The sequence below is a fragment of the Enterobacillus tribolii genome (genome assembly GCF_003363015.1).
GTDB classification, from domain to species: domain Bacteria; phylum Pseudomonadota; class Gammaproteobacteria; order Enterobacterales; family Enterobacteriaceae; genus Enterobacillus; species Enterobacillus tribolii.
Genome location: NZ_QRAP01000011.1, coordinates 52,240 through 65,542, shown reverse-complemented (window position 1 = coordinate 65,542; position 13,303 = coordinate 52,240). Strand labels below are relative to the sequence as shown.

Annotated in this window: 11 protein-coding genes and 1 tRNA gene; 6 read left to right on the top strand and 6 right to left on the bottom strand. The window is 54.9% G+C overall.

The genetic code is table 11. The features are described 5' to 3' along the window. Positions 1 to 136 precede the first annotated feature (136 nt). The 3 genes from C8D90_RS18880 to C8D90_RS18870 all read right to left on the bottom strand — a co-directional run bounded on the left by C8D90_RS18880 (position 137) and on the right by C8D90_RS18870 (position 1,365). The gene (locus tag C8D90_RS18880) at positions 137 to 553 is read right to left on the bottom strand and encodes a putative T6SS immunity periplasmic lipoprotein (protein ID WP_230473058.1); all 417 of its coding nucleotides are present in this window, start codon (positions 551 to 553) and stop codon (positions 137 to 139) included. Continuing rightward, positions 550 to 1,215 (bottom strand): type IV secretion protein Rhs, encoded by a 666-nt coding sequence (locus C8D90_RS18875; RefSeq protein WP_312026912.1) that lies wholly within the window; start codon positions 1,213 to 1,215, stop codon positions 550 to 552. The genes C8D90_RS18880 and C8D90_RS18875 overlap by 4 nt, the downstream gene beginning before the upstream one ends. Before the next feature lie 55 nt (positions 1,216 to 1,270). Next, positions 1,271 to 1,365 (bottom strand) — tRNA-Sec (locus tag C8D90_RS18870). Positions 1,366 to 1,536: 171 nt separating this feature from the next. Between C8D90_RS18870 and C8D90_RS18865 the strand changes: the two genes are divergently transcribed. The 6 genes from C8D90_RS18865 (at position 1,537) to C8D90_RS18840 (ending at position 9,237) form a co-directional block, all read left to right on the top strand. After that, on the top strand, positions 1,537 to 2,106 hold the full coding sequence (locus C8D90_RS18865; RefSeq protein ID WP_115460017.1) for a DJ-1/PfpI family protein: 570 nt from the start codon (positions 1,537 to 1,539) through the stop codon (positions 2,104 to 2,106). A gap of 196 nt (positions 2,107 to 2,302) precedes the next feature. Next, on the top strand, positions 2,303 to 3,703 hold the full coding sequence (locus C8D90_RS18860) for a glycoside-pentoside-hexuronide family transporter (RefSeq protein WP_115460016.1): 1,401 nt from the start codon (positions 2,303 to 2,305) through the stop codon (positions 3,701 to 3,703). Further along, positions 3,690 to 6,023 carry an alpha-xylosidase gene (gene yicI / locus C8D90_RS18855; protein ID WP_115460015.1) on the top strand — a complete coding sequence of 778 codons (2,334 nt, stop codon included), beginning with the start codon at positions 3,690 to 3,692 and terminating at the stop codon, positions 6,021 to 6,023. Before C8D90_RS18860 ends, yicI begins: the two co-directional genes overlap by 14 nt. A gap of 374 nt (positions 6,024 to 6,397) precedes the next feature. Next, on the top strand, positions 6,398 to 7,387 hold the full coding sequence (locus C8D90_RS18850) for a TRAP transporter substrate-binding protein (RefSeq protein ID WP_115460014.1): 990 nt from the start codon (positions 6,398 to 6,400) through the stop codon (positions 7,385 to 7,387). A 45-nt stretch (positions 7,388 to 7,432) separates the two neighbouring features. Continuing rightward, positions 7,433 to 7,936 (top strand): TRAP transporter small permease, encoded by a 504-nt coding sequence (locus C8D90_RS18845; RefSeq protein WP_115460013.1) that lies wholly within the window; start codon positions 7,433 to 7,435, stop codon positions 7,934 to 7,936. Further along, entirely contained in the window at positions 7,936 to 9,237 is a 1,302-nt protein-coding gene (locus C8D90_RS18840) for a TRAP transporter large permease (RefSeq protein ID WP_115460012.1), read from the top strand. Before C8D90_RS18845 ends, C8D90_RS18840 begins: the two co-directional genes overlap by 1 nt. Before the next feature lie 36 nt (positions 9,238 to 9,273). On the opposite strand, the gene xylR is transcribed toward C8D90_RS18840, so the two are convergent. The 3 genes from xylR to C8D90_RS18825 all read right to left on the bottom strand — a co-directional run bounded on the left by xylR (position 9,274) and on the right by C8D90_RS18825 (position 13,276). Next, entirely contained in the window at positions 9,274 to 10,455 is a 1,182-nt protein-coding gene (gene xylR, locus C8D90_RS18835; protein ID WP_115460076.1) for a D-xylose utilization transcriptional activator XylR, read from the bottom strand. Positions 10,456 to 10,574: 119 nt separating this feature from the next. Beyond that, the gene (gene xylH, locus C8D90_RS18830) at positions 10,575 to 11,756 is read right to left on the bottom strand and encodes a xylose ABC transporter permease XylH (RefSeq protein WP_115460011.1); all 1,182 of its coding nucleotides are present in this window, start codon (positions 11,754 to 11,756) and stop codon (positions 10,575 to 10,577) included. Further along, positions 11,750 to 13,276 carry a xylose ABC transporter ATP-binding protein gene (locus tag C8D90_RS18825; RefSeq protein ID WP_115460075.1) on the bottom strand — a complete coding sequence of 509 codons (1,527 nt, stop codon included), beginning with the start codon at positions 13,274 to 13,276 and terminating at the stop codon, positions 11,750 to 11,752. Before C8D90_RS18825 ends, xylH begins: the two co-directional genes overlap by 7 nt. Between the last annotated feature and the right edge of the window lie 27 nt (positions 13,277 to 13,303).

Here is a 13,303-nt window from a genome sequence, read left to right as displayed (position 1 = left end):
CTGTCAAACACTCGCCATTTGTTTCTGCCGAATGATATTTTATCTCCTGGCTGCATATTTATTTAACCCTCCGTGTAATAAATAAATCTCGTTCGGGCCTCTCCAGTCAGCCAAGTTTCCACAGCTAATAGCAGGATCAGTAAAGCGTCGTCACTTCCCATTCGCTATTTTTATCCCACAAAATAAATCCCGCGTTGTATATTCGGGCGGCTGGCATAATGCCCTTCTTCTTTTTAGATGGGGATTCTAAAGTGATGGTGAAGTTATAAGCCTTCCCTATTTCGAACTTATAACCAAAATCAGTAATACACTTATCGCTAGATACAGGCATGTTGAGGTCATACTTCACTATGCCGTTGCTATCATTACCGACTTCCTCTATACGAATCGTAATAATTCGCTCATCGTCTTCAGGCTGAACGGTAACACAAACATTATTGGCGACAGTGGTTACGGGTGCTCTGTAATGCTTTGCTCGCGGATCTCCAGAGTGAAAACAGCCTGAAACCAAAAAGGCTAACGCGCAGACCAGAAGCGTTTTTTTCATCGTCATGACCTCTGCCTCAGAAATTGAGAAAGTGTGTATTCATATTTTTTGCTTATATCTTTGTCTGTTACACCTCTGAAGTTCACCGTTGGCCCAATAGCCGACAGCCATGCCTTATATCCAAAGCGCTTTAAATACCAATAATCTGAAATAATAGATGTCTGCTGTTCCATGCCATATTCTTTCAATCGTTTCTTACCATCAAGGCGGTAGGTGTAATCAACAAGCTTACTAAACAGCCCACGGGTTCTAACCCACATTCCCTTTTGATGCTGCCAGACATGCCCCATTTCATGAAGAAATGTATGCTGATCATCAATTGCAGCTAACGAAAAATCAGGCCAATACTTTTCTTTTCTAAACCACAACTCACCGTTCGGAGCCATTGCGTACTCGCTGGGCTGTAAACCAAAAGGAAAGTAGCTGTCACAGTGTACAATCACCTTCTCATAGTTAACGGAGCCAGCAAATATCTCCCGGGCTAACATCTTCTCCCCAAACGTCATAGGGCGCTTTATCCCTTCTTTAACTTTCTCTCCCACAATACAGCCTCTTTTTAATCCTTTGGAGGCCACATAGTAATGCTCAGGAAGAAGTTTATTATCGGGATTGCTCTTACCATGAGCAGAAATATTCTTGCTGACTGGTTTAAGGTTCCCGCTATGCAAAGCTCCTGCCGGTCACCGCGTTTTTAGACGTTAAGAGACGGTAGGCTTCATGCATTGGCGGAAGATCACAGGAGTCGAACCTGCCCGGGACCGCTGGCGGCCCCAACCGGATTTGAAGTCCGGCCGCCCCACCGGGGACGATGATCTTCCATCGGGAAATTTCAGGCCGGCAAGTATAACGCGAAATACCCCTGATGCTAAGCCCCCCGGGCAGGTTTCACGATTCACCAGACAAAACGAAATCCCGTTTTATTTTTCATCAACTGGTTTTGTTATCCTGCACTGGTCAATGAACGACAGTTACTCATTGCAGGAGAAATTATGTCTAAGAATGTTGCTGTGCTGTTGGCACAAGGGTTCGAGGAAGCGGAAGCCATCATTGCCATCAATACGTTGCGACGCCTGGAAATTCCGGTTACGACCCTTGCCTGCCAAAACATGCTTGAACTGAAGAGTCAGCATCAGATCCGTATGTTTGCCGACGCCTTGCTGGAGCGGAAATCCGATCAGCTGTTCGACGCGGTGATCTTACCCGGCGGCTGGGAGGCCGTGCTGAATCTGGCTAAAAACCCGCAGGTGACCGAGTTCCTGCGCCGCCACGACGAAGCCGGGCGCCTGATTTGCCCTATCGGCGCCGCCATTCAGGTGTTGGCCGCCGCGAACCTGATTAAAGGACGCCGCTACGTCTGTACCGACGATCTCAGTCAGGATATCGAAGAGGGTACCTATGTGGAGAGCAACGTCGTGGAAGATGGAAACCTGATCAGCGCCAAAGGACCCGGCGTTGCGTTTGACTTCGCCTTCACCGTCGGCTGGCGTCTGAACAACGACAGCGAACAAACCGCTCTGCAGCTCGACGCCATCTCTTACAGCCACTGGCGCCCAAACTAAAGTACAGATGTTGATACCCCATAGACGTAGAGCATGAATATCTACGTCTATTTCCCCTCATCAATACATTAGTCTCGCTTTCTAATTACCAAGATCACATTAATTACAAAACGTAATTTCAGAACGAAAAAACACAATAGTGAACGGTACTTCTTCGGCTGTACAACAGAGACATCTGTTTATCCCGGAGATCGCCATGAACCATCATATTTTGTCCAGGCGGGAAAAAATCGGCTATGGCCTGGGCGATGCCGCCAGCCATATTGTGTTTGATAATGTCATGTTATACATGATGTTTTTTTACACTGATATTTTTGGTATCCCAGCCGGCTTCGTCGGCACCATGTTCCTGCTGGCCCGCGCGCTGGACGCCATTTCCGACCCCTGTATGGGGCTGATTGCCGACCGAACCCGCACCCGCTGGGGGAAATTCCGCCCTTACGTGCTGTTCGGCGCTATTCCGTTCGGTATCGTCTGCGTGTTTGCGTACAGCGCGCCGGACCTCAGCCCGGGCGGTAAAATGATCTACGCCGCCGTGACGTATACATTACTCACACTCATGTATACCGTAGTAAATATTCCTTACTGCGCCCTCGGCGGCGTGATTACCGCCGATCCGGCACAGCGGATTTCCCTGCAATCATATCGCTTCGTGCTGGCAACCGCCGGCGGCATGCTAAGTACCGTACTGATGATTCCCCTGGTCAACCTGATCGGGCGCGGCGATCAGGCCGCAGGCTATCAGGGCGGTATCGCCGTCCTGGCCGCAGTGGCGGTGGTTATGTTGGCGATCTGCTTTGCCACCACACGCGAACGCATCAGCGATGATGGCGCCCCGCAAGGCAGCATGCGCGAAGATTTGCGGGACATCGTGCGCAACGATCAGTGGCGTATCGTTGGCCTGCTCACCCTGCTCAACATTTTAGCCGTCTCCGTACGCGGCGGCGCCATGATGTACTACGTCACCTATATTCTCGGCAATACGGCGGTCTTCGCCGCTTTCCTCGCCACCTACTCCGTCGGCAACCTGATCGGCAGCGCTGCCGCCAAGCCGCTGACCGACCGCAAATGTAAGGTCAGTGTCTTCTGGTGGACGAACGCCATACTGGCGGTGCTGAGCATCGCCATGTTCTGGGTCCCCATCGGGGCGCATATCACGATGTTCATCTTTATTTTCATCATCGGCGTGCTGCATCAGCTCGTCACCCCTATCCAATGGGTAATGATGTCCGACACCGTCGATTACGGCGAATGGAAAGAAGGCAAACGCCTGACCGGCATCAGCTTCGCCGGCACCCTGTTCGTGCTTAAGCTGGGCCTGGCGCTGGGCGGCGCCTTGATTGGCTGGATGCTGGCCGGTGCCGGTTACCAGTCCGGAGCCGCCACGCAGAGCGATGCCACTCTTGCCATCATCATCGCTCTGTTCACCCTGGTGCCCGGCACCTGCTATCTGCTGAGCGCCGTTATCGCCGCCCGCTACTACACGCTGCGCACGCCGTTTATCAACCGCATTCTGGCAGAGCTGGCCGCAGGGGCCAGACGCAACCAAACTGAATTTATGCAATCATCCGAGGAGTTACGCCATGAAAATCAGTGACGGCAACTGGCTGATCCGGGAAGGATTAACCCTTCTCCATCCACTGTGCTATTTCAGTTCGGAGCAACGGAACGGGGAAGTGCTGATCTATGCGACCCCGCGCGACGCTTCCTCCCGGGCCGGTCAGTTGGATACCCCGTTATTCACCCTGCGCCTGTTTTCTCCGCAGGAAGGCGTCATCGGGGTACGCCTCACCCATTTCGCCGGGCAGGTTGAACGCGGCCCGCATTACCCGCTGATGCCGGATGCCGGCTATTGCGCACGCGCAGAAGAAGACGAAAATCACGTTTACCTGCGCAGCGGCAACCTGAGCGTACGGGTTGCCAAAACGGGTGAATGGGCGCTGGATTTCCTGCGCGACGGAGAGCGCATAACCGGCAGCGGCCTGAAATCCGCCGGTTATGTCCAGGACGGCAACGATGGCAAGACCTACCTCTACGACCGCCTCGATCTCGGCGTGGGGGAAACGGTCTACGGGCTGGGAGAACGCTTCACTGCCTTCGTCAAAAACGGTCAGACGGTGGACAGCTGGAACCGCGATGGCGGCACCAGCACCGAACAAGCCTACAAAACCATCCCGTTTTATCTCACCAATCGCGGTTACGGCGTATTGGTCAACCACCCGGAATGCGTTTCTTTTGAAGTCGGTGCGGAGAAAGTCTCAAAAGTACAATTCAGCGTGGAGGGGGAGTACCTGGAATACCTGGTATTTGACGGCCCGACGCCCAAACAGGTGCTGGATCGCTATACCCGCCTGACCGGTCGTCCGGCCCTGCCGCCCGCCTGGTCCTTCGGCCTGTGGTTGACCACTTCATTCACCACAAACTACGACGAAGAAACGGTTAATCACTTTATAGACGGCATGGCCGAACGTCGCTTACCGCTGCACGTTTTCCATTTCGACTGTTTCTGGATGCGCGCTTTCCGCTGGTGCGACTTCGAATGGGACCCGCAAACGTTCCCCGATCCGGCCGGCATGTTGCAGCGCCTGAAGGCGCGCGGCCTGAAGATCTGCGTGTGGATCAACCCCTACATCGCGCAGCTTTCGCCACTGTTCTCTAAAGGAAAGGAAAAAGGTTATCTGCTCAAACGCCCGGACGGCAGCGTCTGGCAGTGGGATAAGTGGCAACCCGGTCTGGGGATCGTAGACTTCACCAATCCGGCGGCCTGCGATTGGTATGCCGGCCACCTGCGGCGGCTGATCCGCATGGGCGTCGATTGCTTTAAAACCGACTTCGGCGAACGCATTCCAACCGACGTGGTATGGTTTGACGGCTCCTGCCCGCAAAAAATGCATAACCATTATGCTTTTCTCTACAACCAACTGGTCTATAAGCTCTTACAGCAAGAACTGGGGGAAGCGCAGGCCGTATTGTTCGCCCGCTCCGCCTCGGTCGGCGCTCAACAATTCCCCGTACACTGGGGCGGCGATTGCTACGCGACCTATGAATCTATGGCAGAAAGCCTGCGCGGCGGCCTTTCCCTCGGGTTATCCGGCTTTGGCTACTGGAGCCATGACATTGGTGGCTTTGAAAATACCGCCCCGGCCCATGTCTATAAGCGCTGGTGCGCCTTCGGTTTACTTTCCAGCCATAGCCGGTTGCACGGAAGCAAATCTTACCGGGTACCGTGGGCCTACGATGAGGAAGCCTGCGACGTGGTACGCTTTTTCACCGAATGGAAATGCCGCCTGATGCCTTACCTTTATGCCGCCTCAGCGCAGGCCGCCGGGCAGGGCACGCCGGTAATGCGCGCCATGATGCTGGAGTTCCCCGACGATCCGGGCTGCGAATATCTGGATCGTCAATACATGCTCGGCGACAGCCTGATGGTCGCACCGGTGTTCAGCGAAAGCGGCGACGTGCGCTTTTACCTGCCGCCGGGGCGCTGGACGCATCTGTTCAGCAATCAGGAACTCAGCGGCGGCTGGCATCGTGAGTGCCACGGCTTCAGCAGCCTGCCGCTCTATGTACGCCAGGGTACGTTACTTGCTCTGGGTCAAAACACGCAACGCCCGGATTATGACTATACGGAATCTCCCTGTTTCCATCTGTTTGCATTGGGGGAAGGGGAACAAGCCCGGGCTATCATTCCCGCCGAAGATGGCAGCGCCTGTTTCCGGATTGATATCACCCGCCGGGGCGACACCCTGCAGGTCGACACCAATGGAAGAGCGCACGCGTGGAGCCTTTGCCTGCGTAATATTGCAAGCCTCTCTTCCGTACAGGGTGCGAACGCTGAATCCGGTGAGCAGGGCATCATGATTTATCCGCAGGACGCCAGCGCAAATCCCCCCCGTAGTATCACTATTCACCTGTAATCCTCCCTACCCGACAGACACATTGATGTGTCTGTCGGTAATTCAGCGTTATTGCGGCAATAAAGCTATCAGACCACTTATTAAAACGAAATATAAAGCTTTTCTCATATTTTATCTCCCTCCCCCCCACAATCATTCATATAAAAAATGTATTAGCTCATAGCACTTGCAATGAATATATACACATATAATCACCCGCGTGATTTCAGACCAATTAAGTGACTGAACACACAAATTTTAATATTTCTTACAATTGGAAGTAAAAAACGTGATCGATTCACCATTGCTGTATGACACAAACAATAAGATGTCATACAGCAATAAAAAGATATCACTCCTTTATGACAATAAAATTTTCCGCACGGAGCTGAATGATGAAAATACCCGCTTTTACCCGTACGCTTGCCTGTTCCGCCTTGCTGGCATTATTCGCAAGCAGCGCAAACGCCGCACCGGAGAAAGTCACGCTAAAACTGGCGCATAATCTGGAGCGCAGTCACGTCGTACATCAGGCATTTGAAGAGATGGCGAAAGAGGTTAAAACGCTGTCCGGTGGAAAAATGACGATCCGTATTTATCCCAGCAGCCAAATGGGCAGCGCCCGCGAAACGCTGGAATTACTGCAAAACGGCGCTCTGGATATGACAAAAGGTTCCGCCAGCGATCTGGAATCTTTCGATAATATCTATGCCATTTATAATCTCCCCTACCTGTTCCGCGATCAGCAACATTTTAATAAGGTTGTGTTCGGCCCGGTGGGTAAAGAGATTATGGAATCGACCAAAAGCAAAGGCTTTGTTGCCCTCTCTGCTTACGTCGCCGGTACGCGCAGCTTTTATGCCAAAAAGCCCATCACCAAACCGGAAGACCTGAAAGGGCTAAAAATCCGCGTTCAGGCCAGCCCCACAACGTTGAAAATGGTCGAACTCATGGGTGGCTCCCCCACGCCGGTCCCGTTCGGTGAGGTGTATACCGCCATGCAGCAAGGCGTGGTGGACGGCGCAGAGAACAACGTGCCTTCCTGGGTGCAAACCCGCCATATCGAAATTGCCAAATTCTTCTCCGAAGATGAGCACACCTCAATTCCGGACTTTTTGGTGATCTCAACCAAGACCCTGGAAAAACTGTCGCCTGAACAACGTGAAATTCTGGAAAAAGCCGCACGAGGTTCTGAGGTCTATCAGCAGAAACTGTGGGAAAAAATTGATCATGAATCCCGTGAGCAGGCCAAATCAATGGGTGCGACATTCGTTACGGTTGATAAAGCCCCGTTCCGCGCCGCAGTGAAACCTCTGTTTGACGATTTCAGCAAAGATCCCAAACAGGCTGAGCTGCTGAAAAAGTTTGAAGCCGCCGCCGAATAATCATTAACGCGGGCGTTTTCCGCCCGCTTTTTCCGGGATTACGCCATGATTCTCGACCGCATTAAACTGGCGGTGGATCGCCTTATTGCCGCCTTTTCCATCCTGGTGATGATCGCCCTGGTGGTTTGCGTGGTATGGCAGGTATTCAGCCGCTACGTATTGAGTCAGCCCAGCACCTTTACCGACGAACTGGCCCGCTACCTGATGATCTGGGTCGGCTTGCTGGGTGCCGCCTACACCGTTGGCGCTCAGCGCCATCTCGCGATCGATCTGCTGTCGCTTTCGCTTCCGGAACGCAAGCGCGTAGCCGTCAGCATTTTTATCAACCTGAGTATCTTTCTGTTCGCCGCGCTGGTAATCGTCACCGGCGGCCTGAAGTTAATCGCAAAAACGCTGGCAACGGCCCAGGTTTCCGCCGCGATGCAGATCCCAATGGGTTACGTTTATATCGTGCTGCCGCTCAGCGGCGCAATCATCATGTTTTATGCGCTGTGGTTCATGGTGAAAGGCGCGCGCACGCTGGCGCAACCGGCACAGGAGGCACGCTGATGGAGAACTACATTGCCCTGGCGCTGTTCGGCAGTTTTTTCATTTTGGTCTTTATCGGCGTTCCCATTTCTTTTTCCATCGGTATCGCCACCGTGCTTTCCATGCTGCTGATGTTTCCGTGGGACGTCGCCGTCATCACCGTTTCACAGCGCCTGGCTAACGGCCTGGACAACTTCGCCCTGCTGGCGATTCCGTTTTTTATCTTCGCCGGCACGCTGATGAACAGCGGCGGTATCGCCATACGGCTTATTAACCTGGCGCAGGTCATGGTCGGCCGCGTACCCGGTTCGCTCGGTCACGTTAACGTACTGGCGAATATGATGTTCGGCTCCATTTCCGGCTCTGCGGTTGCCGCCGCTGCCGCGGTGGGCGGTACGCTTAACCCGATCCAGAATAAAGAGGGGTACGATCCGGCCTTCTCTACGGCGGTGAACGTCTCATCCTGCATCACCGGGCTGCTGATCCCGCCTTCCAACGTTCTGATTGTCTTCTCCCTGACCGCCGGCGGCGTGTCAGTGGCTGCGCTGTTTATGGCCGGTTACCTGCCCGGTATCCTGATGGGGCTCTCCATCATGCTGGTCTGCGGCATCATCGCCAAGCGCCGCAACTACCCCGTTGCCCAGCGCCCGACCTGCGCTATGGCGGCGAAGGCATTCTTCGATGCGCTGCCCAGCCTTCTGCTGGTCATTGTCGTCATGGGCGGCATTCTCAAGGGCATCTTTACGGCAACCGAAGCCTCCGCCATCGCGGTGGTATATACCTTCGTGCTGTCGGTGTTGATCTATCGTGAAGTGAAGTGGCGCGATCTGCCCCGGCTGATACTGGAGTCTGTGGTCACAACGTCTATCGTGCTGTTGCTGATCGGTTTTTCAATCGGTATGTCGTGGGCAATGACCAATGCGGACATTCCCTACATGATCAGTGACGCACTGATGGGGATTTCCGAAAATCCGCTCATCATTCTGCTGTTGATCAATATTGTTTTGCTGATTGTCGGCATTTTTATGGACATGACTCCGGCAGTGCTGATTTTCACCCCGATCTTCCTGCCGATCGCAGAAGAATTGGGTATGGACCCGGTTCATTTCGGCATCATGATGGTCGCTAACCTGTGCATCGGTCTGCTAACTCCGCCGGTCGGCAGCGCCCTGTTCGTCGGCTGCTCGATATCAGGCGTAAAGATCCAGCAACTGATCCGGCCGCTGCTGCCGTTCTACGCCGCACTGCTCGTCTCACTGATGCTGATTACCTACATCCCGCAGATTTCGCTGTTCATACCGCAACTGCTTAACCTGATGTAACCCTGGTGAATACCGGCGCGGCAGCGGCGCCGGTATTCACATCTCCTCACTCATCCGGCTCTCACGATACTCTTTGGGCGTCATGCCGTAGCCTTTCTTAAACACGGAGTAAAAATACTGCAATGACGGATACCCGCACATTTGCGAAATTTCATTAATCGATAAAGAGGTGGCGCTCAGCAGGTTACGGGCGCGGTCCAGCTTTTCTTCATGGATCACGCCATGAATTGTCTGCCCGGTTTCATCTTTAAAACGCTTCTCAAGATTGGAGCGTGACATTCCCACCGCGTCCAGCACCTGCTCCACCTTAATGCCCTTGCAGGCGTGGTGACGGATAAAGTGCATGGCCTGAATAACAGCGGGATCGCGCAGCGAACGGAAATCCGTGGAACGACGGGCGACAACCTTCATCGGCGGCACCAGAATACGCTGCAATGTTTCCGATCCATTCCCCAGCAGCAGTTGATGCAGCAGCTTGGCGGCACGGTAGCCCATCTGGCGGGTTCCCTGCGCCACGGATGAGAGCGCCACGCGCGACAGGTAGCGCGTCAGCTCTTCATTATCGATGCCGATAACACTGAGCTTCTCCGGTACGGCGATATCCAGGTGCTCACACACCTGCAACAGGTGGCGCGCCCTGGCATCCGTCACGGCGATAATTCCGGTTTGGTGCGGCAACGTCTGCACCCAGTCGGCCAGGCGGTTCTGGGCATACTGCCAGTTGTCCGGCGACGTTTCCATGCCCTGATACACCACGCCCTGGTACTGCTCGGCCTCAACCAGGCGGCGAAAAGCATACTCGCGTTCGAAAGCCCAGCGTTTGCCGCTGGCGGCGGGCAGGCCGTAAAAAGCGAAGCGGTTAAGCCCGCGCTCCTTCAGGTGCATGAACGCGGCTTCTACCAGCGCGGTATTATCGGTGGCAATATAATGAACGGGCGGGTAATCCTCAGCGCGGTGGTAAGAACCGCCGACGCCTACCAGGGGAACATTGACCCCGCTCAGCAGTGATTCAATCTCGCGGTCATCGAAGTCCGCAATCACACCGTCGCCCAGCCAGTTCATGATGTTGTCAATGCGGCAACGGAAATCCTCCTCAATGAAGATATCCCAGTCGCACTGAGACGCCTGCAAATACTCTCCAACCCCCTCAACCACCTGGCGATCGTAAGCCTTGTTGGCGTTAAACAGCAGGGTAATGCGATAACGTTTATCAAACATGGTTCCGTTGCGCTCCAATAAGAAAAGTTCAGGCCGCATCCCGGATGCCCGGAACACAGCCTATAACACAACCCTCCGCAATCGGGTAAAAAACGCAGCCAAGTGTGATCGTTACCGCCTTATGCACGGCGCTTGGTGGCCGAGTCCATCCATACGGCCAGTAGCAGAATGGCGCCTTTAACGATGTACTGCCAGAACGTCGGCACGTCCAGCATGCTCATTCCGTTGTCTAACGAGGCCATGATAAAAGCGCCCATCACCGCGCCGGCCACGCTGCCTACGCCGCCCGCCAGGCTGGTGCCGCCGATAACACAGGCGGCGATGGCGTCCAGCTCGGCAATATTCCCCGCCGAAGGCGAGCCCGCACCCAGCCGGGAACTCAGGATCAAACCAGCAATCGCCACCATCAGGCCGTTAATCGCAAACACCGCCAGCTTGGTGCGCTCCACGTTAACCCCGGAGAGGCGCGCCGCGTCGATATTGCCGCCGATAGCGTAAATCCGGCGCCCAAACGCGGTGCGGGTCGCCATAAAGATCCCGGCCAGCATCAGCGCTACCAGAATCAGCACCGGGGTTGGTACGCCACGGTAATCGTTAAGCAGATAAATCGCACCTAATACGATGATGGCCGTCAGCGCCTGACGGGTTACGTCGCCGCCCGCTGCCGGTACGCTCAGGCCCAGTTGCTGACGCTGGCGGCGGCTGCGCCACTGCCAGGCCACGAAAAGCACCAGCCCGAGCGTACCGATACCAAAGCCGATGCCATCCGGCAGATAACTCTGGCCGATCTGCGACATCGCGGCGCTGGTCGGCGATACCGTCGTACCGTTGGTAATACCAATCAGGATACCACGGAAGGCCAGCATGCCCGCCAGCGTCACGATAAACGACGGCACCTTACGATACGCCACCCACCAGCCGTTCCAGGCGCCCAGCACCAAACCGGCAACCAGCGTCACCAGCACAGTAAGCGGCAGCGGCCAGCCGAGCCAAACATCCAGTATCGCCGCCACGCCGCCCAGCAACCCCATCATAGAGCCGACCGACAGATCGATTTCAGCGGAAATAATGACGAACACCATGCCCACCGCCAGAATGCCGGTGATTGCGGTTTGGCGCAGCAGGTTGGAGATATTACGGGCGCTCAGGTAAGCGCCTTCCGTCGTAAAAGTGAAAAACAGCATAATGACGACGATCGCCGCCAGCATCACAAAAACCTGAAGATTGATATTCCTGAACCGCGAACCGGCGGCAGGGGCCGCAGCCGGCGCGGCAGTTTCAGCTTGTGGGGTCTTCAACATGGTTGTTCACTCCTGAGTGCGGCTTCCATCACCTGCTCCTGCGTCAGGTTGTGGTTAACGAGGCTGGCCTTAATCCGGCCCTGATGCATGACCAATACGCGGTCGCTGATGCCGAGCACTTCGGGCAGCTCGGAAGAGACGACGATCACCGCGATACCTTGTTCCACCAATTGGCAAATCAGCTTGTAGATCTCATGCTTGGCGCCGATGTCGATGCCACGCGTTGGTTCATCCAGAATCAAAATGCGCGGATTGAGCAACAGGCACTTAGCCAGAATCGCTTTCTGTTGATTCCCGCCGCTCAGGCGGGCAATCGCTAATTCCGGCGACGAGGTTTTCACCCTCAGGCGCGCCAGCGACTGCTGAATCGCCGCCTGTTCGCGTGCCGCATCCAGCACGCTGCCCACGCCGGTAAAGTCATCCAACGCCGCCAGCGTCATGTTGGCGCCGACGCCCATCACCGGCACAATGCCGTCCTTCTTGCGATCTTCCGGCACCATGGCAATGCCTAACTCCATCGCCTGCCGGCAGGTGGAGATCGTCACCGGCTGGTTGTCGATGAAGATATCGCCGCGCCAGCGTCCCGTATAAGCGCCGAACAGGCACTGCACCATTTCCGTCCGCCCCGAGCCCACCAATCCGGCGACGCCCAGAATCTCGCCCCGGTGCAGGGTAAAAGAAGCATTATCGACGCGGCGGATATGGCGGTTAACCGGATGCCAGGCGGTCAGGTTCTCCACCCGCAGGATTTCATCCCCCGGCACATGATCGCTGTGAGGGTAAAGTTCATTCAGCTCGCGCCCGACCATCATGGCGATGATGTCGTCCTCGCTCATCGTGTCGGCGGCGCGGGTGCCAATGTGCTTACCGTCGCGGATGACGCAGATGGTGTCCGAAATCGCTTTCACTTCGTTCAGCTTGTGCGAGATATAGACGCAGGCGATATCGTGGTTGCGCAGGTCGCGCACGATATCCAGCAGAATGTCGGTTTCGCTTTCGGTCAGCGACGCGGTTGGTTCATCCAGCACCAGCAGGCGCACCTGCTTGTTCAGCGCTTTGGCGATTTCCACCAGTTGCTGCTGACCCAGACCCAGTTCGCCGACTTTGGTATTCGGATCCACGTTAAGCCGCACTTGCTCAAGCAGGGTGCGGCAACGCACGTACATGGCATCGTAATCCATGATGCCGAACCGCCCCCACTCCGCACCCAGGAACATGTTCTCCAGCACCGACATCTCCTTCACCAGCGCCAGTTCCTGATGAATGATGGCAATGCCTTTCTGCTCCGTATCACGAATGGTTTTAGCCTTCAGCTCCGTGCCGGAAAACAAGATATCGCCCTGATAGCTGCCGAACGGATAAATCCCGCACAGCACCTTCATCAACGTAGATTTCCCTGAGCCATTTTCACCGCAAAGAGATAAAATTTCCCCGGCATTCAGCCGCAGCGTTACATCATCAACAGCTTTTACCGCGCCGAATTGCTTGGTGATATTTTTCATTTCCAACAGGCAGGGCATATTTCCCTCCATGTTATTATCGTAATA